This window comes from Rhodoferax koreense (genome assembly GCF_001955695.1).
GTDB lineage: Bacteria > Pseudomonadota > Gammaproteobacteria > Burkholderiales > Burkholderiaceae_C > Rhodoferax_B > Rhodoferax_B koreensis.
In genome coordinates, this window is the sequence record NZ_CP019236.1 from 648,603 (window position 1) to 667,059 (window position 18,457).

Annotated in this window: 21 protein-coding genes; 5 read left to right on the plus strand and 16 right to left on the minus strand. The window is 65.4% G+C overall.

What is annotated here, in order from left to right; genetic code table 11:
* Positions 1 to 169 precede the first annotated feature (169 nt).
* Positions 170 to 700, plus strand: a complete 531-nt coding sequence (locus tag RD110_RS03085; RefSeq protein ID WP_076196605.1) for a hypothetical protein — start codon at positions 170 to 172, stop codon at positions 698 to 700.
* Positions 697 to 2,403: a phosphoethanolamine transferase gene (locus RD110_RS03090; protein WP_083686078.1), complete on the plus strand. Its 1,707-nt coding sequence runs from the start codon at positions 697 to 699 to the stop codon at positions 2,401 to 2,403. The genes RD110_RS03085 and RD110_RS03090 overlap by 4 nt, the downstream gene beginning before the upstream one ends.
* 6 nt (positions 2,404 to 2,409) lie before the next feature.
* Here RD110_RS03090 and RD110_RS03095 read toward each other — a convergent pair whose 3' ends face one another.
* Positions 2,410 to 4,053, minus strand: coding sequence for an alpha-D-glucose phosphate-specific phosphoglucomutase (locus tag RD110_RS03095; RefSeq protein WP_076196607.1), 1,644 nt, complete (start codon positions 4,051 to 4,053; stop codon positions 2,410 to 2,412).
* A gap of 191 nt (positions 4,054 to 4,244) precedes the next feature.
* Between RD110_RS03095 and RD110_RS03100 the strand changes: the two genes are divergently transcribed.
* The 3 genes from RD110_RS03100 to RD110_RS03110 all read left to right on the plus strand — a co-directional run bounded on the left by RD110_RS03100 (position 4,245) and on the right by RD110_RS03110 (position 6,286).
* The gene (locus tag RD110_RS03100; RefSeq protein ID WP_076196609.1) at positions 4,245 to 5,174 is read left to right on the plus strand and encodes a LysR substrate-binding domain-containing protein; all 930 of its coding nucleotides are present in this window, start codon (positions 4,245 to 4,247) and stop codon (positions 5,172 to 5,174) included.
* Between the two features lie 145 nt (positions 5,175 to 5,319).
* The gene (locus tag RD110_RS03105; protein WP_076196611.1) at positions 5,320 to 6,033 is read left to right on the plus strand and encodes an SDR family NAD(P)-dependent oxidoreductase; all 714 of its coding nucleotides are present in this window, start codon (positions 5,320 to 5,322) and stop codon (positions 6,031 to 6,033) included.
* A 22-nt stretch (positions 6,034 to 6,055) separates the two neighbouring features.
* On the plus strand, positions 6,056 to 6,286 hold the full coding sequence (locus RD110_RS03110; RefSeq protein WP_076196613.1) for a tautomerase family protein: 231 nt from the start codon (positions 6,056 to 6,058) through the stop codon (positions 6,284 to 6,286).
* A gap of 13 nt (positions 6,287 to 6,299) precedes the next feature.
* Here RD110_RS03110 and RD110_RS27710 read toward each other — a convergent pair whose 3' ends face one another.
* The 15 genes from RD110_RS27710 to trbB all read right to left on the minus strand — a co-directional run bounded on the left by RD110_RS27710 (position 6,300) and on the right by trbB (position 18,422).
* Positions 6,300 to 6,491, minus strand: a complete 192-nt coding sequence (locus RD110_RS27710) for a hypothetical protein (RefSeq protein WP_157900044.1) — start codon at positions 6,489 to 6,491, stop codon at positions 6,300 to 6,302.
* 123 nt (positions 6,492 to 6,614) lie between these two features.
* A complete protein-coding gene (locus RD110_RS03115) occupies positions 6,615 to 6,983 on the minus strand; it encodes a hypothetical protein (RefSeq protein WP_076196615.1) in 369 nt (122 codons plus the stop codon).
* A gap of 37 nt (positions 6,984 to 7,020) precedes the next feature.
* Positions 7,021 to 7,251: a hypothetical protein gene (locus tag RD110_RS03120; RefSeq protein ID WP_157900045.1), complete on the minus strand. Its 231-nt coding sequence runs from the start codon at positions 7,249 to 7,251 to the stop codon at positions 7,021 to 7,023.
* Positions 7,252 to 7,309: 58 nt separating this feature from the next.
* Positions 7,310 to 8,578, minus strand: coding sequence for a SidA/IucD/PvdA family monooxygenase (locus RD110_RS03125; protein ID WP_076204315.1), 1,269 nt, complete (start codon positions 8,576 to 8,578; stop codon positions 7,310 to 7,312).
* A 110-nt stretch (positions 8,579 to 8,688) separates the two neighbouring features.
* The gene (locus RD110_RS03130; protein ID WP_076196619.1) at positions 8,689 to 8,928 is read right to left on the minus strand and encodes a DUF2274 domain-containing protein; all 240 of its coding nucleotides are present in this window, start codon (positions 8,926 to 8,928) and stop codon (positions 8,689 to 8,691) included.
* A complete protein-coding gene (locus RD110_RS03135) occupies positions 8,925 to 10,211 on the minus strand; it encodes a TraB/TrbI/VirB10 family type IV secretion system protein (RefSeq protein ID WP_076196621.1) in 1,287 nt (428 codons plus the stop codon). Before RD110_RS03135 ends, RD110_RS03130 begins: the two co-directional genes overlap by 4 nt.
* A gap of 2 nt (positions 10,212 to 10,213) precedes the next feature.
* Positions 10,214 to 11,236: a P-type conjugative transfer protein TrbG gene (gene trbG, locus RD110_RS03140; protein ID WP_076196623.1), complete on the minus strand. Its 1,023-nt coding sequence runs from the start codon at positions 11,234 to 11,236 to the stop codon at positions 10,214 to 10,216.
* Entirely contained in the window at positions 11,233 to 11,946 is a 714-nt protein-coding gene (gene trbF / locus RD110_RS03145; protein WP_076196625.1) for a conjugal transfer protein TrbF, read from the minus strand. The genes trbG and trbF overlap by 4 nt, the downstream gene beginning before the upstream one ends.
* 22 nt (positions 11,947 to 11,968) lie before the next feature.
* Positions 11,969 to 13,339: a P-type conjugative transfer protein TrbL gene (gene trbL, locus RD110_RS03150; protein WP_076196627.1), complete on the minus strand. Its 1,371-nt coding sequence runs from the start codon at positions 13,337 to 13,339 to the stop codon at positions 11,969 to 11,971.
* A gap of 3 nt (positions 13,340 to 13,342) precedes the next feature.
* Entirely contained in the window at positions 13,343 to 13,681 is a 339-nt protein-coding gene (locus RD110_RS28795; RefSeq protein ID WP_076196629.1) for an EexN family lipoprotein, read from the minus strand.
* A 9-nt stretch (positions 13,682 to 13,690) separates the two neighbouring features.
* Positions 13,691 to 14,419: a P-type conjugative transfer protein TrbJ gene (trbJ, locus tag RD110_RS03160; RefSeq protein ID WP_076196631.1), complete on the minus strand. Its 729-nt coding sequence runs from the start codon at positions 14,417 to 14,419 to the stop codon at positions 13,691 to 13,693.
* Positions 14,416 to 16,854, minus strand: coding sequence for a conjugal transfer protein TrbE (gene trbE, locus RD110_RS03165; RefSeq protein WP_076196633.1), 2,439 nt, complete (start codon positions 16,852 to 16,854; stop codon positions 14,416 to 14,418). The genes trbJ and trbE overlap by 4 nt, the downstream gene beginning before the upstream one ends.
* A gap of 7 nt (positions 16,855 to 16,861) precedes the next feature.
* A complete protein-coding gene (locus RD110_RS03170; RefSeq protein WP_076196635.1) occupies positions 16,862 to 17,134 on the minus strand; it encodes a VirB3 family type IV secretion system protein in 273 nt (90 codons plus the stop codon).
* The gene (locus tag RD110_RS03175) at positions 17,131 to 17,463 is read right to left on the minus strand and encodes a TrbC/VirB2 family type IV secretion system protein (RefSeq protein ID WP_076196637.1); all 333 of its coding nucleotides are present in this window, start codon (positions 17,461 to 17,463) and stop codon (positions 17,131 to 17,133) included. Before RD110_RS03175 ends, RD110_RS03170 begins: the two co-directional genes overlap by 4 nt.
* A complete protein-coding gene (trbB, locus tag RD110_RS03180; protein WP_204250064.1) occupies positions 17,460 to 18,422 on the minus strand; it encodes a P-type conjugative transfer ATPase TrbB in 963 nt (320 codons plus the stop codon). The genes RD110_RS03175 and trbB overlap by 4 nt, the downstream gene beginning before the upstream one ends.
* Positions 18,423 to 18,457: the final 35 nt, after the last annotated feature.

An 18,457-nucleotide genomic window follows, 5' to 3' on the forward strand; every position in this document is an offset into this window, starting at 1 on the left:
ACCAATCCGACGATGTAGATGATGGAATTCACAGAGATGCCCCTTGCAGTTGATGATGGTGATAGCTTGCCTCCTGCACCCGGACCCGGGTGTCGGCGGGAATGCGGAACAGCTGTAGGACGGTCCATGCAGCCGAACCGCTGCCGGAGTTGGTGCCTAATCGAGGGCTATGCATTCGACCATCTCCTCGCGGCGCCAAGCCATCACCGTCGTCCTGCTCGTCTTCGCCGCCGCCGGCGGGCTGGTGCGCTGGCTCGCGCCCCAGCCATCGCTGGCGCGCGATCTGGGCTCGCTGCTGCTCGTTTTGTGGCTGCCGATCATCGGCAACATCATCGCCTGGCTCGTCGCGCGCGCGCACAAGCCCAAGGCGCCTCAGCCGGGCTTCGCTAGCGATCGCGCCTTCGCACCGTCGATCCGCATCGAACTCACCCTGCTCGCGGCCAGCGTACCCGCGCAGAACCGCCCGGTGCGCGCCGGCCTGTTCCCCTGCATGCTGGCGCTGGGCTCCGAGGCCTTCAGCGCCCGCCTGCGGGTGCCCCACGGCGAAGAACCGGTGCCCGAAGTGCCGAAGACGCTGGAGGTGGAACTGCTCCGCCCCGAACTGGCCCTGCCGCGGCTGCCGGCGGGCAGCGAGGTGATGGTGCTGGCGGGGCGCAGCCTGCTGGGGCGTGGCCATGTAATCGGCGTTGCCGAGGCATGACGAAGTTCGACCATCCCTCCATCCGGCCCACCGCGCCCGCACGCTCGGGTGTGGCCGCCTTCGTGGCCAGCATGGCCGTGCTGCTGGCCATGCTCGTGCTCGGCCACGAGGGGCGCCGTGTCGCCCAGATGCTGGTGCTGGCCGTGCCGCCGTTCGTGTGGCTGTTGTGGCCGGTGCGCCGCCGGTGGGTGCGGCGCCTGCGTCTCGGCGTGCTGGGCCTGTGGTCGGCGGCCTTCATCGCCGATGCCACCGTCAGGGCCTACCTGTGGCAGGCCTACGAGGCCGCGCCAGACGGGGCGATGGTCCTGGTCGCGGCGGCCAACACCACGGCGCGCGAGAGCCGGGAGTTCCTGACGATGTACTGGCAGCCGATCGCCGCCTGGAGCCTCGGCGGCACGGCCGCGTGGTTGTTGCTGATCGCGGTGGTGAGGCATGGCGCGCAAGGAATGCCCCGGCACGCGCTGGCGCCGGGCGGCGCATCCCGGCTTCCGGTGTGGCTGCGTTTCGCCATCGCGCTGCTGCTGTCGCTGGCGTTGGTGTCTTATGTGAGCAAACCGTGGCGGAGGCTGCATCCGGTGCTGTTCTGGACGCAATGGGAAAGCAAGGTGCAGGAAGTACGCGCGGGCTGGGACGACCACCAGCGCGCACGCGACCTGGCGCTGGAGCGCGCCCGCAGCGCACGGCCGGTGACGGCGGTGGCGGGGCCTTCGACGGTGGTGCTCGTGATCACCGACAGCGTCAACCGCGACAACATGTCGCTGTACGGCTACGGCCGCGCCACCACGCCGCAATTGCAGGCCCGCAAGGCCGCATTGGGCGATGGGCTGGTCGTCATGCGCAACGCCTGGTCGGTGGATGCCAGCACGGTGCCGGCCCTGAACAACATCTTCCATTTCGGCCGGCCCAAGGCCATGGGGGCGACCGACGCGACCGCCGGGACGGATGTGGCAGCCGCGCCGCACGCGATCGCGCTGGCCCGTGCGGCGGGCTACAAGGTCTGGTGGATCAGCAACCACGACGACCTGGCCATCGAGCAAAGCCATGCCAGGCTCGCCGATGTGACCGAACTGATCAACCGCACGCCGGGCCGCTCCAGCGCGTCGTTGGACCACGAAGTCGTGGACTGCGTGCAGGAGGCCATTGAAGACACTTCCTCCGACCGCAAGCTGATCGTGGTGCACCTGATGGGCGCCCATCCGCACTACAGCAGCCGCTTCCCCAAGGATGCGAACCCGTTCGACGATGCGCCGGACGGGGTCGAGGCGGCCATGCTGGCGAGCGGCCGCTCCGCCTGGGTGCGGCGCTTTCGCACGCAGTACGACGCGGCCATGCTGTACCACGACTCGGTGGTGGCGCAACTGCTCGACATCACCCGGCAGGGCGGGGCGCCGAACGGCCGGCGGGCCTGGATGTACCTGTCCGACCACGGCCAGGAGGTCGGCCATGGCAGCGACAATGCTGGCCACAGCGCGGTGAGCGAGTCGGGCTACCGCATTCCCACCGTGCTCTGGCGCCAGCCCCAGGCCCTGCTGCCGAGCGGCCGCGACCAGGCGCCGTTCCGCTCCGACTGGTCCGCCTTCACGCTGATGGGCCTGCTCGGCATCGATTGGACCGGTGCCGACCCCAGCCGCGACGCGCTGCATCCGCGCTACCAATGGCAGGCGCCGGTACTGCCCGCGCCGGTCGCTTCATTCGCGCGGTAAAAGGCTTCAGGTGATCACGGTCGGCGTGGTGCGGCCGGTGCGTTCGCGGATGCCGGCGATGCGGTCGGCCAACGCGATCAGGCCGGCCAGCGCCTGCTGCGTCTCGATGGCGTGTTGCGTGGCATCGGGCTCGTAGCGTTCCAGGTAGACGCGCAGCGTGGCGCCTTCTGTGCCCGTGCCCGACAGGCGGAACACGATGCGCGCGCCGTCGGCCAGGCCGATGCGGATGCCCTGCCCGGTGCTCACCGAGCCGTCCACCGGGTCGGTGTAGGCGAAGTCATCCGCGCTGGCGATCAACGCGCCGTCGATCGTCTGTCCGGGTAGGCTGGCCAGTTGCGCGTGCAGGTGCGCCATCAAGCCATTGGCGGCGGCGCTGTCCACCCCTTCGTAGTCATGGCGCGAATAGTAGTTGCGCCCGAAACGTTGCCAGTGTTCGCGGACGATGGCCTCCACCGACTGCCGGCGCACGGCCAGGATGTTGAGCCAGAACAGCACGGCCCACAGGCCATCCTTCTCGCGCACGTGGTCGGCACCGGTGCCCGCGCTTTCCTCGCCGCAGAGCGTAATCTTGCCCGCGTCGAGCAGGTTGCCGAAGAATTTCCAGCCGGTCGGCGTCTCGAAGCACGCGATGCCCAGCGCGGCCGCCACCCGGTCCACCGCGGCGCTGGTCGGCATGGAGCGCGCCAGGCCCTTCAGTCCACCCGCATAGGCCGGCACCAGGTGCGCATTGGCGGCCAGCACCGCCAGGCTGTCGCTGGGCGTGACGATGAAACGCCGGCCGACGATCATGTTGCGGTCGCCGTCGCCATCGCTCGCGGCCCCGAAATCGGGGGCATCGTCGCCGAACATGGTCTGGATGAGTTCCTCCGCATAAGTCGGGTTCGGGTCCGGGTGGCCGCCGCCGAAGTCGGACAGCGGCACGCCGTTGACCACGCTGGCCGCCGGCGCGCCGAGCGCCTTGACGATCAGCGCATGTGCGTAAGGGCCCGTCACCGCGTGCATCGCATCGAAGCACAGCCTGAAATCGCCGGAGGCCAACAACGCGCGGATGGCGTCGAAGTCGAACAGCGTGCCGAGCAGCGCCGCATGGTCGGCCACCGAATCGATGACGATCACCTTGGTGCCGGCCACCTCGCATTCGCCGATGTCGCCGAGCGCGATGTCGGGCGTGTCGACCGTCAGATAGCGGCCGAGCTTCTGCGTGTGCGCGTAGATCGCCTCGGTGATCTTCTCAGGCGCCGGGCCGCCGTTGCCGGTGTTGTACTTGATACCGAAGTCGCCTTCGGGCCCGCCCGGGTTGTGGCTGGCCGAGAGGATGATGCCGCCGAAGGCCTGGTGCTTGCGGATCACGCAGCTGGCCGCAGGTGTGGACAGGATGCCGTGCTGCCCCACCAGCACCCGGCCGAAACCATTGGCTGCGGCCATGCGCACGATGGTCTGGATCGCGCGGTCGTTGTAGTAGCGGCCGTCGCCCCCGACCACCAGCGTCTGCCCGGCAAAACCCTCGAGCGAATCGAAGATGGACTGGACGAAATTCTCCAGGTAGCCGGGCTGCTCGAAGACGGTGACCTTCTTGCGCAACCCGGAAGTGCCAGGGCGCTGGCCGGCAATGGGCTGCGTGGGGACAGTGAGCACGGTGCGGGTCGCCATAACGGATTTCCTTGGGTAGCGTAGATCAGGGGAGATGAGGTCGGTGAAATCAAGCCGGTTCATTCTCCCATTGCCGGGGAAGAGCACCGAGGAAGAGCACGTATCAATCGGTGACGCAGGCCTGAGCGTAAACGGCGGGCGGCAGAATGGTGGTCACTTTTCATTCAACACACCGCCGAGCGGCACAATCCATGGACAGAATCGATGCAATGAAGGTGTTTATCGCGGCGCTCGACGAGGGCAGTCTGGCTGGCGCCGCGCGGCGACTGAAACGCTCACCTACCGCCGTCAGCCGGGCGTTGAATCTGCTCGAAGCCCATGTCGGCGTCGAGTTGCTGCACCGGACGACGCGCACGCTGAAACTGAGCGAGGCGGGCGAACGCTACGCAGCCGCCTGCCGGCGCGTACTTGTCGATCTGGAGGAGGCCGATCTGCTCGCCGCGGGCGAACACTCGGCGCCGCGTGGACTGCTGACCATCTCGGCACCGCCCATCAGCGGGGAAGAGGTGCTGCGGCCGATCCTGGACGATTTTCTCGATCTGCATCCGACCGTCTCCGCCCAGCTTCTGCTGCTCGACCGCGCGGTCAATCTGGTGGAGGAGGGTGTCGACGTCGCGTTGCGGGTCGGCTCCTTGCCGGACTCCTCCCTCATCGCCACGAGGCTCGGCGGTGATGTGCGGCGCGTCGTGGTGGCTTCACCGCGCTATCTGGATAGCCGCCCGCGCATCCTGCAGCCCGCCGACCTGGCGGGGCAACAGATCGTGGCGTTCACCAATTTCGGCCTCGATCATTGGAGTTTTACGCCGGCAAAGGGCTCGTCCATCCCGCGTACGGTCCAGTTCGCGCCGCGTTGCACTGTCAACACCGTGCGTGCTGCCGTCGCTTTCGCCTTGGCGGGCCGCGGTCTGACGCGGCTCTATTCCTATCACGTGGCCGAGTACGTCAAGGACGGGCGATTGAAGATCGTGTTGGCCGATGCCGAGCATCCGCCGCTGCCCGTGCATCTGCTCACCCCGATGGGCCGCAGGTCGGTGCCCAAGGTCCGTGCCTTCGTCGACTATGCCGCGCCCCGCCTGCGAGCCGAGTTCATGCGCATGGCGGCTGAAGCCGGCATGCCGTGACAATAATGCCGAATTTCGGTTGAGTGATTGCTTATAGATGGCTATTCCGAAGAATAGCGGTTGATCCTACATTGATGACACCACGCCGCCGGCGTAGGGAGCGGTCGCCTCTGATGCGATCGCTGCAATCAATCAAGGATCCATCATGAGCACAGCACAGAAAGTCGTCATCATCACAGGCGCATCCCAAGGGATTGGCGCCGGTTTGGTCCGGGCCTACCGGGATCGCAATTACCACGTGGTCGCCAGCGCCCGAAGCATCCAGGCCACCGACGACCCGGGTGTCGTCGCCGTGGCGGGCGACATCAGCCAGCCGGAGACCGCAGAACGCATCGTTCGCACCGCGCTCGACCGCTTTGGCCGCGTCGACTCGTTGGTGAACAACGCCGGTGTGTTCCTCGCCAAGCCCTTCATCGAATTCACCCTGGAAGACTACGCGCACAACATGGGCGTCAATGGTGCCGGCTTCTTCCACATCACCCAGCGCGCCGCTGCCCAGATGCTGAAGCAGGGCTCGGGTCACATCGTCAACATCACCACCAGCCTGGTCGACCAGCCCCACGGCGGTGTGCCGTCCGCGCTCGCGTCCCTGACCAAGGGCGGACTGAATTCGGTGACCAAGGGGCTCGCCATGGAATTTGCGAAGCGTGGCGTTCGCGTCAACGCGGTGTCTCCCGGCCTCATCAAGACACCGATGCATCCCGCCGAAACGCACGCCGCGCTGGCCGCCATGCATCCACTTGGTCGCATGGGCGAGGTCAGCGACATCGTCGATGCCGTGCTCTATCTCGAGGGCGCGGGTTTTGTGACCGGTGAAATCCTGCACGTCGACGGCGGCCAGAACGCCGGGCACGCCTGAGCGTCGCGAAAGGGGTCAAAAAATGCCGATCGTCACGATCCAGGTGACGCGCGAAGGCACCGTGCCCGAGCGCCATGCCGTATCCGCCGAAGAAAAAGCCGCCCTGATCAAGGGGGTGAGCGAGTTGCTGCTCCAGGTGTTGAACAAGCCGTTGGAATCGACCTATGTGGTGATCGAGGAGATCGATCTCGACAACTGGGGCTGGGGTGGATTGCCAACGGCGGAGTACCGGAGACAGCGCGCGGCCGGGTAATCCTGAGGCCCGCTCAAAGTGTGAAGGCACGCCGCGCCAGCGAATCTTGTGCGCGAAGGCGCTGGAAGATGCTTAGCCTGATGGAGGCGCTGTGATCGAAGCGGTCGCTGAAATCAAAAAAAGCGGCCGTTTGACGGGCCGCTTTTTTCTTTTTTCTGGTGGCCTGGGGCTGGATCGAAAAAACACCTGCAGCCCGCGCCAGCACTCACTTTCAGAACTACCTCGATTCTTGGGGCACCCCTTGGGGTACACCAGACCTCGAACCCCGATTCTATTCCCGCCATAGCCCGCTGCCGACCGACCAGGCACTAGAAGCGGAGTCGGCGATTCAATGGACTTCAAACGCGCGAATTTGCGCCAGCACCTGGGAGACAACCAGCGGAAGTCTCTCGCGGGAGCAAGCCGCATTCTTGATCGCCTCAGACGCGGCCGAGGACTGCAGCTGCCACCGGACAAACCTATCAGATGAGATCCCCGCATGTATTCGGAGGTACCGCTCGACGATGATGGCCGGAAGCTTCGCAAGCACGAAGTGACGGGCGTGAGGGGCACCCTCAAACCAATTGGAGAGCACCATCGCCACCTCATCAAACCTTCCGTCCACGGAAAGCTGTTGAACGATGTCGAAGACCGCCCCGCTTGGGCTGCCATATCGAGTGTTCAGAGCGTCTGCAACGATTTCAGTGACAACACGCATAGAACTTTCTCCGCAAATCTCATCGACCCTTTGGGATCTACTTTGGCGCGGCCTTTAGCTTCGCCTTCTTGGCCGCTACAGGCTTATGGCCGACAGCCGCACCTACTACTGAAGGTTTTTTTTGCTTGTTGGCAGCCATCCCCAGTTCGATGTACTTGCGGATCAGATCATTTTTACTAGTGTGCAGCTTGAATGCCTGATCGCGAAGCTCATCATCTATGGTGGGACTGATGTAAACGGTGCGCAGCACCATGTTAGAAATACCCATTTACAACCTCCAAGCGTACATATGTACATATGTACACGATAGGCACGGAAAAGTCAAGTCACAGGTACGATCTGAGAATAAGGTCGGACATCGCGCCAAGAGCCATCAGGTTCCCATAGCCTGGTCCCTGGGTGCTCGAGAGCATCGGGGCATGCAGCCGCGGAAATGTCCAAGGTGCTCCTTGGAACTCCAGCGACTCATTGAGTCCATCGCGCAGTGCATCCCTGTAGACGTCGGACCGCTTCATCGCAGGCGGGACGCCTGTGAGCAGGTTCAGGAACCACCAAGAATCGAAACCGGCCGCATCAATCAACAGTTCCGGTCTCAGAAGGACTGGAATCGTGTCCCCCCGACGTACGGCGACCTCAACGTGCGTAGATTGCGGCGTGACCCGGGTAGCACGCCCGTTTTGAAAGCGGACGCGCGAAGCAGTGGCAACCTCGTTCATCACTGTGCCCCAAACCACGCCCCGATTGAGTCGATCAAAGAATTCTCTCTTGCTTGACGGAGAAAGAGAATTCCAAGCTTCATCGTCGCTGAACAGCCTGTTTTCGAATACGCTGTCGCCCCGTGTGTACAACGCCCCTTGATCGGCGATGATGAAAATCTCCCGGTCACGATGCCCGTTCTTGCAGAGCCACGCGAGGACTGCGGCCGCCGTGCCGCCAGCTCCGATGATTGCTATCTGGCCATCTTTGCGAGACGCGGGAAGAAGCTTTCGTATCTCGCCGGTCCGCTGCCAAAAGTCGATGCCGTTGAAGATTCGACCACTGGATCCGGATTTGCTGATCCCCCGCGCCGGACCTGGCCCCGTCACGACAACACCATCAAACAGGGTGTCTGAGGCAGCGGACCAACCGCCGCCTGGAGTTTTCGACAAGATCCTCCATTGTTCGCCCTTCTCCGAAAGCCGCCCAACACTCGCTTTTACGACGCTCGCATCAGACTTCTTGACACTCCAGTCAAGATAGGCGGCAAAGTCCTCGTGCGTGGGCGGGCGTCTGCCCCCATCCACCCAGTCCCGATACGAAGGCCGCTTTGAGCCAAGAAAGGTAGCCCAGGAGAACTCCTTCAGCGTGAAGGAAGCAACCGGCTCACCGAGGATCGTTGTGTAGGGGAAGCCTAGGTCCCGCTCTGCCGGCGTACAAAGTCGCTGAGCACCATCTGTGTAGCCCGCGCGGCCATTCCAGTTGGCACCGATCACATCCTGCTCAAAGATCGTCACGCCGATATCGGCTACGCCCTGCTTTCGGAGTGCATATGCCTTTGCGGCCAAGGCGGCAGCCTTCGCACCTCCACCTATCACAGCAACATTCTTTTTTGTCATCGTTGACCCCATGCGGACGCCACGATGGCGTGTCATACCTTCAGTCAGCAATTTTCCCTGAAAAAGGAGGGCGAACCGGCGACGTGCCTATGCGGAGGTTCAATCCAACGCTACGAGCGGCTAGACGGCCGTGCCAACTGGACGCGGCCCTTGAAAGCGCGATCGCGAGCCATAAAGTGCATCAACATGTGCGGGATAAGTGAGACCGCATCTACCGACTCGCCATATGCCTGGGAATGTTGGGCGGCATACCGGTCCAACATGTCCTTCAAATCGGCAGGCAATGTCACCACGACCTTCACGGTCGTTGACCTTGGCAATGGGCCTAGACGGAGCTTTGCTCCGCTCATTGCGACGCTCCCCGCTGGAAGAACAGCGGCTGATACGGCCGCAGCACCAAGTCCTTGCTCACCATCACCCGCATCGGGAAGCCCGGCCGGATCGTCAGCGTCGGCTGGATGCTCATGTTGCGCTTCGTGATCTCCTGCCCGACTTGGTTCACCGTGTCCTGCGCGCTCTCACGTCCCGCGATGACGATTCGGTTGCCATCGGTGCGGCTCTCGGGCGCCGCCAGCTCGGCGCCGATCCCTAGCAGCGTAGACAACGCAGCGCCGGCCAGGATATGGTCCCAATGCCAATCGACGCCATCCTCGAGCCCAGCGTAGCCGGCAGGGTCGATGCCAGGTAGACGGTCGAGCGCAACCGACGATGTATCCGGCAGGATCAGCCGCGTCCATACCAGCAGCACGCGCCGCTGGCCGAAGGCTACCTGACTGTCGTAGCGGCCGATCAGGCGCGAGCCCTGCGGAATCAGTAGATGGCGACCCGTGGCGGTGTCGTAGACCGCCTCGGACACGTTGGCGATGACCTGGCCCGGCAGGTCGGAGTTGATCCCGGTCACCAGCGCCGCCGGGATGATCGTGCCTGCCATCACCTGGTAGGGCGACGCCGGCAACTGCAAGCTTCCGGGATTGCGCGTGGATGTGTCGCCCGCCTTCGCGACGAACGCCTCCTTCTGATCCTGCCGGTTCTGCGCAGTCGTCGGATCCGAGGGCTGCGCTGCGGTGGCGGTGGCCCCCATTGGGTTGAACGGCTGATTGCCTGAAGCGAGCGCCGAAGGGTCAGCGACGGCCTGTACGGCGCCCGGCCTCGGCCCAGTGTTGCTGCCACCGCTACGGAAAAACACCGAAGACCGCGCCGCCTCTTCGGCCGCCAGACGCTCGGCCTGCGCCGGATCCACGCCACCGCCCGGCGGTCGAGTTTCCATCGGCTGCTGCGCCTTGACGATGGCAGGCCCTAGATCCCCCGGCAGCGGCTCGCCCAGCACGGGGGGCGCCGGCTTCAATGCCGGCGGGATTCCCGCATAGTCCTTGGGCAACCGGTCCAGGTTCTCGGCGCGAGAGACGCGATCGACGTTGAACAGCTCGGTGGCCAGATTGCGCTCGCGCTTGTTCGACTGCAGCGACCACAGGGTGCCGCCGAGCACGGCAGCGGCCAGGACGCCGGCACCGACGGCCAGCATGCGGCGGTTCAGGCGCGTGACGGGGCGCGGCGAAGCGCGCAAGGCCACGGATTCGGGTTCGACCTTCGGGGCTGCGGCCGGCGCCGTATCGGGCATGTCGGACGTCGCCATGCTCAGTTCCTCCGGTTTGCGCCTGTTCCAGCGCCCGCACTGACACCATCGGTGCGCTCGATGCGCACCACCTGCGCCTTGTCGCCGCCCAGCCGCAGTTCGGCCGCGCCGAACAGGCGGTCCACCACGTAGTACGGCGAACGGAAGCGGTAGTTCACCAGTTGCCCATCGCCTTGCGGCCCGATCACGAATAGCGGCGGCAACTCACCTTGGGTGATGCTGCCTGGGAACTGGATGTAGACGCGCTCGCCATCGTCGAAGGCGCGCAGCGGCTTCCACGGCGGACTGTCGCCACTGACGGCGTAGCGAAATCTGATCTGCTCGAGCGTCATGCCGGTTTCCACCGGCGCGCTGGCCTGGGCTTGCTGCGCCTGCTTCTGCAGGGCCAGCATCCGGTCCTTCGGGTAGTCCCAGGACACAGAGGCCATCCAGGCCTGCGGCGTCGACGAGAGTTCGAGCAGGTAGGTGCGACGGTTCGTCGTCACCACCAGGTTGGTCTTCAAGCCAATGCGCGTGGGCTTGACCAGGATGTTCACGCGCAGCGTCACACCTGACCCGCTGGCTGTATCCCCCACGATCCAGCGCACCGTGTCGCCGGCCGAAACCGTCACCAGCTCCTCGCCCTGCTGCAGGGCAATGACGGTGACGCGTCCCGGACTGGTGTAGACCTGATACAGCGCGCCGTCAGCGTAGGGCCAGACCTGGATCGCATTGACATAGCCCTCGCGCGTCGGTGCGATGCGGGCCTCCAGGTTGGCACGGGAAACGCGGAGCTTTTCGTCCGCGGGTTCCGGTGTCAGCTTCGCGTCGGACTCGCTTGGCAGCGCTTTCATCTGCTCGGGCAGCGGCAAGGGCTTCGGCATCTCAACCACTTCGATGGGCTTCGGTGGATCCGGTAGCGGCTGCGCGGCAACGGCAACGGGCTCGTCCAGCGAGATCGTGGGCGGGGCCTTGCCCTGCGTGGCGCAGCCAGCGAGGACCAGCAAGATCAATGGCAGTACGGATTTACGGAGATGCGTGTTCACGGCTTTGTTCCTTTCATTGCATCGGTGGATTCGAGTTCACGGCTCCAGGACAGCCCGTTGACATAGATGCCCAGTGGGTTCTTGCGCAGCCGCTGCTCGGTGCGCGGCGGCTGCAGCACGACGGCCAGCACGGCCGTCCAGCGCTCCATGCCAGAGGGCGAGCCGTTCGCGAAGCTGCGCTCGATCCAGCGCACCTGGAAAGACGTGTCGCTGGCCCGCACAACGCTCGTCACCTCCACGGCCACCGAGCTTTGCCCAATGCGCGAGAACGGATCGTTCGCTCGCGCGTAGTCGTTCAAGGTGGCCGCTCCACGGTCCGTCGTGTACTCGTAGGCCTCGAGCCAGTTCTGCCGCACCACGATCGGGTCGATAGACAGCGAACGCACGTCGGTGACGAAGCGCGCCAAGTGGTGCGCGATCTGCGCGTCGTTGGGCTTGTAGGGCGTGGCCGCCTCGCCCACAGCACGCACCTGACCGGCGTTGTCCACCTCGACGACGAATGGCGTCACGATGGACTGGGCCGAACGCCACACGAGGCCGCCGGCCATCAGCAGCGCGAGGGACAGGCAACCGAAAGCCATCAGCCTCCAGTTCTTCGCCTGAACGCGCGCGCTGCCGATGCGCTGGTCCCAGACCTGCGCGGCGGCCTGGTAGGGGGTGACGGGTTCGGGCGTCGCCGAGTACCGCACCTGGGGTCGTTTGAACCGCATCTGGATCTCCTATGAATTTGAGTCAGGTACTCGAGCTGTCATGCAGGCTCGGGCTGGCGCCACTTCCTCCGGCATCGCCCGAACGCAACGTGTGCGCAGCCGTCGTCGCCGCATGCGTCATCTGCTGTTTGCGGCGCATCTGCTTGGCCCACGCGGGCTCAGCAGTTGGCGCATGGGCTTCGGACCCATCGGCCGCGGGCTTGGCAGCGGCAGGCGCAGCCGCATCGGCAACGAAGCTCGCCACCCCGTCTTTGACGGCTCTGGCGCCGGACGCGACGCGCTGGCCCACGGCGCTGGTACCACTGCGCGCGACGTTGGCAAGGCCTGCACCGGCCGCGCGCATGCCGCCGGCGCCCGATGCTGCAGCGCCGGCTTGGTAGGCGGATTTCGCCCCGCTGGCCACGGCCGTTGCAGAGCGCGCGGCGCTTGCGCCGCCGCCGATGGCTGATCGCGCGGCACCCGGCGCCATGCGAGCGCCAGCGGCCACCGCAGAACCCGCACCTGCCACAGCAGCACCGCCGGCCACGGCCAAGCCGGCGGCACCCAGCGCCGTCCCCGCCGCCGCACCCGCTCCGAGCTGGGGTGCGCCAGACACCAGACCCGTCGCAATGCCCGGCCCGAAGATCCCCAGACCCAGCATCGCCAGCGCGGCCAGCATGATGACAAGCGCATGGTCGATGGAGGGCTCGGCGCCCGGCGGCACTGTGAACTCGGCGAACAGGCCTGTGCCGATGCCCACGATCACGGCCAGCACCAGCACCTTGATGCCCGAAGACACCACGTTGCCCAGCACCCGTTCGGCCAAGAACGCCGTCTTGTTCCAGAGCGCGAACGGCACGAGCACGAAGCCTGCGAGCGTGGTCAGCTTGAACTCGATCAGCGTCACGAACAGCTGCACCGCGAGCACGAAGAAGCTCACGATCAGCACCAGCCAGGCCAGGAACAGCACGGTGATGACATCGAGGTTCGCGAACACCTCCGGAAAGCCCGTCAGGTCGCTGATCTGCTTCATGATCGGCGCGCCGGCCTCCACGCCCACGCGCGCCAGCCGGCCCGGCTGCAGCAACTGGCCCTGGGTCATCGACGAGCCCGACGCCACCAGCCCCAGTCCGGCGAACGACCGGAACACGATCCCCGACAAGCTGTTGAAGTTATTCAGGATGAAGGCGAAGGCGCCGACGTACAGCACCTTCTTGATCAGCTTGCCGATCACGTCGTCGCCACTGCCGCCGCTGGCGTTACTCATCGCCCAGAAGAGGCCTGCCAGCGTCATGTCTATCGCGACCAGCGTGGCTGTCAGGAACCCCACCTCGCCGCCCAGCAGGCCGAAGCCCGAGTCGATGTAGCGCGAGAAGACGTCCAGGAAGCGGTCGATGACCGACAGGTCGTTCATCGGTCAGTCCTTGGGCGCCGATGGAGGCATGGGAGACGGTGCTGCGGGCGCCGATGCCGCGGGCGGAGAGAACGCTGCCGGCGGCGGGGATGTGGTCGAAGAGGGCGGCGTGTACTTCGGCCCGTCGCTGCCAAAGAACCGCTGGCGCGTTGCCTCTGCCACCGCGTTGCACTGGGCATCGCCGACCTTGGCGTGGTCAACCTTGCATTGCGCGCGCAGTTCCTTCAGGCGCTCGGGATTGGCCATCAGCGACTCGACGGACTCGATGGGCGCGGGCTTGCTGCAGGCAGCAACCAACACCGCTGCGACAGCGGCCAGGATCATGATCAGAAGCTGTCTCATGGCCGCCCCTCAGTTGCTGTAGAAGTTGACCGTGTAGGGCGTGTACGTCGTGCCGTCGCCCTGGAAACGCCGGCGCACCTCGCGTGCGCGCTCCTGCACCGCGACCTGCCGCGCCTGCTCCAGCGCCGTCGCACGATCCTGCGTGATCTGGAGCTGCTGCGCCTGCATCGCCTGGCGCGATTGCAGGGCCAGCAACTGGTTCGTCGCTTGCATTGCCTGCAGGGCCCCGGCGGCCGACTGGCTGCGGTTCACCAGGTCGGTCAGGGTCCGCTCGTCGGACGTGAAGTTCTGCACTGCCTGGGACTGCACCTTGGCCGCGGTGCGCAGCGCTTCGAGGGAGTTGGTCCAGCGCGTGCGCGCGTCGGTCGCCATCTGCGTGCCCGAGATCGCCGCCGAATAAGACTCGGGGTACAGCCGACGGAAATCCGTCTCCATCTGCGCAACGTTGAAGGCCAGGCCCTGGCCCTGCTGGATCAACTGGTTCGTCGCCGATAGGGCTGCGCGCAGCTCATTGAGCGCGCTGAAATCCAGGCTGGTCAGATTGCGTGCCTGATTCATCAGCGATTGCGCCTGGTTCTGCAACTGTTTGATCTGGTTGTTGATCTGCTCAAGCGTGTTGGCGGCCGTCATGATGTTCTGCGCCAGATTGGTGGGATCGATCACGACCCACTGCGCATGCGCGGCGGGAGCAATGGCGATCAGCGACGCCGCAGCGGCGGCGAGAAGCTGCTTCTTCATGGTGAGTTCTCCTGAAGTGACGAAGGAATGAATGGAAACGATGGGATGAGGTCAGCGGCCCAATCGAGGTCGCGGTGGCGCAGCCAAGCTGCTGCGAAGCCCGAGGAAGTGGCGGCTGCGGACACGGCGTCGATGGCCCGTTGGTCTTCGGGTGTGGACGCTCCGGCAAACGCCAGCGCCACCGGCCCCAGTCCGAGGTCGAAAACCCGGTTGCCCAGCCGCGACTGGTAGTAGTAGTCGCGTTTGGGTTGCGCAGTCGCGACGATTTCGATCTGCCGCCCGTTGAGTCCGAAACCCTCGTAGATCACCCGAATCTGCGGCTCGGTCGCCTGCGGGTTCGGCAGGAAAATGCGGCTTGCGCAGCTCTCCACGATGGCCGGCGCAATCGTCGAATCCTTGATGTCCGCCAGCGACTGCGTGGCGAAGATCACCGAGACGTTCTTCTTGCGTAGCGTCTTGAGCCACTGACGGATGCGCGAGGCGAACACCGTGTCATCGAGGAACAGCCAGGCCTCATCCAGAATCAGCAACGTAGGCGCGCCATCGAAGCGCTCGTCGAAGCGGGCAAACAGGTAGCCGAGCACCGCCAGCACTGCCGCCTTGCTGTGCATCAGCTCTTCCATCTCGAAGCCCTGCACAGATGCAGTACCGAGCCGGTCCCTTTCGGCATCGAGCAGCTTGCCGTGCGCGCCGCCCAGAACGTAGGGCTGCAGGGCCTGACGCAGGGCGTTGGACTGCAGCAGCACCGACAGCCCGGTCATGGTTCGCTGCTCGAACGGAGCGCTGGCCAGACTGTTGAGCGCCGACCAGACGGCGTCCTTCTCGGGCGGGCCGACGGTGACGCCTTCTTGAATCAAGCGCCCCTCGATCCACTCGGCCGCCCAGGTGCGGTAGCCGTGCTGGTCGATGCGGGCGAGTGGCTGGAACGCAATGGCGCCCTCGGTGCCGAGGTCGTAGTGTTCGCCGCCGAGCCCGAGAATGGTGGCTCGCATGGAGCGGCCCATGTCGAAGGCGAAGATGCGCGAGCCAGGGTAGCGACGGAACTGCATCGCCAGCGTCGCGAGCAGAACCGACTTGCCCATGCCGGTCGGTCCCACGATCAGTGTATGGCCAACGTCGCCGATGTGCGTGACCAGACGGAACGGCGTCGCTCCATCGGTGCGGGTGACGATCAGCGGCGGGCCATCAAGGTGCGCATTGCGCTCCGGCCCGGCCCACACGGCCGACACCGGCATCATGTGCGCCAAGTTCAACGTCGAAACAATGGGTTGGCGCACGTTCGCGTAGGCGTGGCCTGGCACCGATGACAGCCAAGCATCGACCGCGTTCAATGTCTCGGGTATGGTGACGAAGCCGCGACCCTGGATGGCCCGTTCGACGGCACGCAGCTTTTCGTCGGCCGCAGTGGCGTCGGCGTCGAGTACGGTCACCGTGGCCGTGACGTAGCCGAAGGCCACCTGGTCGCCGCCCAGCTCCTGCAGTGCCGCGTCGGCGTCCGTTGCCTTGTTCGAGGCATCGGAATCCACCAGCGGACTCTCCTGCTGGAAGATGGTTTCGCGCAGCAGCGCAACGATATTCTTGCGCTTGGCGAACCACTGGCGGCGCAGGCGGCTCAGTTCCTTCTCCGACTCAGCCTTGTCCAGGCACAGGAATCGCGTGCTCCAGCGGTAGGCGAAGCCTAAGCGGTTCAGATCATCGAGCAGGCCCGGCCAAGTGGAGGTCGGAAACCCGCGAATCGACAGCGCCCGCAGGTGCTGATTTCCGAGCATCGGCGCCAGACCGCCCACTAACGGTTCGTCGGCCAGCAGCGCGTCCAGATGCATGGCTACCTCGGGCACGGCCACCGCATGCCGGCGCGTGGACACGCAGCCATGCAGGTAGGTCAAGGTCTGCGCGTCGTCGAGCCATGAGATCTCCGGCATCACGCCGTCGAGCAGACCGAAGAGGCGTTCGGTCTCGGACACGAAGGCTTCGAGCCGCTCACGCCAATCCACGCCTTCAGACCGGTGGTTCTCATAGAGCATCCGGGCCGCGCGGGCCGTCGACTCCTCAGGCGGCAGGTACAGCAGCGTCACGTGGTAGCTGCTTTCGAAGTGGCTGGCGTCCTCCTCGAAAGCGGCACGGCGTTCTTCGTCAACCAGCCACGAGAGCGGCTCGGGAAAGCTCGAATCGGGATAGTCAGCCGCTTCGCGTCGCACGGCGTCGACGAACAAGGCCCAACCGGAGCCGAGACGCCGTAGCGCGTTGTTGAGCCGCGCCGACGTGGCGACCAACTCTCCTTGTGTCGCGCTGTCCAGGTCCGGCCCCCGGAACCGTGCCGTGCGCTGGAACGAGCCATCCTTGTTGAGCACGACGCCGGGCGCCACCATTCCGGCCCACGGTAACCAGTCGGCCAGCAACGCGGGGCGCTTGCGGTATTCGGTGAGATTCAACATCGTGACCTCACACGTCCAGCAACTGCCGGTGCTTGATGTGTCGCGCGAAGACCTGCATGAATTGCGGGTCCAGGCGAGCTCCCCAGACGGCGAGCGAATGTCCGATGACCCATAGCCCGAAGCCGGGAAGCCAGAGCTGCAGGCCCAAGCCGACTGCGGCGGCCAGCGTGCCGTTGGCGATCGCCACGGTGCGCGGTGCCCCACCCAGCAGGATCGGCTCGGTCAAAGACCGGTGCAGCGGCACCTCGAAGCCGGCCAGACTTCCGATGGTGGAGTTCATGCCAGCACCGCCCCGCCCGTGAAGCTGAAGAAGGTCAGGAAAAAACTGGACGCGGCGAAAGCGATCGACAGACCAAACACGATCTGGATCAATTTCCGGAAGCCGCCGCTGGTGTCGCCGAAGGCTAGGGCCAGGCCAGTCGAAATGATGACGATCACTGCAATGATCCGTGCCACCGGTCCCTGAATGGATTCGAGCACCGATTGCAGCGGTGCCTCCCAAGGCATGTTCGAGCCGGCCGCATGCGCGGGCAGCGCCACGGCGAGCAGCAGTGCCGCTGCGGCGGCAACGTAGAGAAGCGGTTTTGCGGAAACGCGTGAAGTCGTCATGAAGGATCTCCTGTGGAAGAAGGGTTGGAAGGAGGAAGCGACGGGAAGAAAGACAGCTCGGTATCGAGCTGGTAGCCGTGGCTGTCATGGCCGACGACGCGCGCGATCTCTCGCACGCGGCGCGAGCGGCCACGGCCGGCAATGAAGACGATGACGTTGACCGCCTCGGCAATCAGGGCGCGCGGGATGGTCACGCTGACCTCCTGCACCAGTTGCTCCAGCCGCGTGAGCGCGCCGTGCGCCGAGCCGGCATGCACGGTGGCAATGCCGCCGGGGTGTCCAGTGCCCCAGGCCTTGAGCAGGTCCAGTGCTTCGGAGCCGCGCACCTCGCCGACGACAATGCGGTCCGGTCGCAACCGCAAGGTGGCACGCACCAGGTCGGCCATGGTGCTCACGCCCGGCTCGGTGCGCATGCACACATGGTCGTCGCTGCGGCACTGGAGCTCCACCGTGTCTTCGAGGATCAGCACACGGTCGCGCGTCTCTGCGATCTCGTCGAGCAAGGCATTGGCCAGCGTGGTCTTGCCGGTGCTGGTGCCGCCCGCGATGACGACGTTCAGGCGCTCGCGCACCGCGCGGCGCAGGAACGCCGCCTGCTCCTCGGTCATCACGCCATCGGCCACGTAATGGGCCAGCGTCATGATGTGCAGCGCCCGCTTGCGGATCGCAAACGACGGCGCGCGCACGACGGGCGGCAGCACCCCAAGGAAGCGTTCACCAGTCTCAGGCAGCTCGGCCGACAGGATCGGTGCGCCCGGATGCACCTCGGTCCGCACGTGCGCGGCCACCAGCCGGATGATCCGTTCGGCCACTGCGGGCGGAATCGCTGCGCCGGTGGCCTCCCGGCCCGAGCCCAGCCGGTCCACCCAAAGCGAGCCGTCCGGGTTCAGTAGCACTTCGACGACTTCGGGGTCCTCCAACGCGGCCGCAATCTCCGGCCCCATGGCTGTGCGCAGCATGCGGATGCGCCGCTCCAACGAGGCGTCCATGCCGT

What these genes read in the sequence shown, in the direction of transcription:
- RD110_RS03085 (WP_076196605.1), top strand. Translation starts at nt 170, where the DNA reads ATGCATTCGACCATCTCCTCGCGGCGCCAAGCCATCACCGTCGTCCTG.
- RD110_RS03090 (WP_083686078.1), top strand. Translation starts at nt 697, where the DNA reads ATGACGAAGTTCGACCATCCCTCCATCCGGCCCACCGCGCCCGCACGC.
- RD110_RS03095 (WP_076196607.1), bottom strand. Translation starts at nt 4,053, where the DNA reads ATGGCGACCCGCACCGTGCTCACTGTCCCCACGCAGCCCATTGCCGGC.
- RD110_RS03100 (WP_076196609.1), top strand. Translation starts at nt 4,245, where the DNA reads ATGGACAGAATCGATGCAATGAAGGTGTTTATCGCGGCGCTCGACGAG.
- RD110_RS03105 (WP_076196611.1), top strand. Translation starts at nt 5,320, where the DNA reads ATGAGCACAGCACAGAAAGTCGTCATCATCACAGGCGCATCCCAAGGG.
- RD110_RS03110 (WP_076196613.1), top strand. Translation starts at nt 6,056, where the DNA reads ATGCCGATCGTCACGATCCAGGTGACGCGCGAAGGCACCGTGCCCGAG.
- RD110_RS03115 (WP_076196615.1), bottom strand. Translation starts at nt 6,983, where the DNA reads ATGCGTGTTGTCACTGAAATCGTTGCAGACGCTCTGAACACTCGATAT.
- RD110_RS03120 (WP_157900045.1), bottom strand. Translation starts at nt 7,251, where the DNA reads ATGGGTATTTCTAACATGGTGCTGCGCACCGTTTACATCAGTCCCACC.
- RD110_RS03125 (WP_076204315.1), bottom strand. Translation starts at nt 8,578, where the DNA reads ATGACAAAAAAGAATGTTGCTGTGATAGGTGGAGGTGCGAAGGCTGCC.
- RD110_RS03130 (WP_076196619.1), bottom strand. Translation starts at nt 8,928, where the DNA reads ATGAGCGGAGCAAAGCTCCGTCTAGGCCCATTGCCAAGGTCAACGACC.
- RD110_RS03135 (WP_076196621.1), bottom strand. Translation starts at nt 10,211, where the DNA reads ATGGCGACGTCCGACATGCCCGATACGGCGCCGGCCGCAGCCCCGAAG.
- trbF (WP_076196625.1), bottom strand. Translation starts at nt 11,946, where the DNA reads ATGCGGTTCAAACGACCCCAGGTGCGGTACTCGGCGACGCCCGAACCC.
- trbL (WP_076196627.1), bottom strand. Translation starts at nt 13,339, where the DNA reads ATGAACGACCTGTCGGTCATCGACCGCTTCCTGGACGTCTTCTCGCGC.
- RD110_RS28795 (WP_076196629.1), bottom strand. Translation starts at nt 13,681, where the DNA reads ATGAGACAGCTTCTGATCATGATCCTGGCCGCTGTCGCAGCGGTGTTG.
- trbJ (WP_076196631.1), bottom strand. Translation starts at nt 14,419, where the DNA reads ATGAAGAAGCAGCTTCTCGCCGCCGCTGCGGCGTCGCTGATCGCCATT.
- trbE (WP_076196633.1), bottom strand. Translation starts at nt 16,854, where the DNA reads ATGTTGAATCTCACCGAATACCGCAAGCGCCCCGCGTTGCTGGCCGAC.
- RD110_RS03170 (WP_076196635.1), bottom strand. Translation starts at nt 17,134, where the DNA reads ATGAACTCCACCATCGGAAGTCTGGCCGGCTTCGAGGTGCCGCTGCAC.
- RD110_RS03175 (WP_076196637.1), bottom strand. Translation starts at nt 17,463, where the DNA reads ATGACGACTTCACGCGTTTCCGCAAAACCGCTTCTCTACGTTGCCGCC.
- trbB (WP_204250064.1), bottom strand. Translation starts at nt 18,422, where the DNA reads ATGCTGCGCACAGCCATGGGGCCGGAGATTGCGGCCGCGTTGGAGGAC.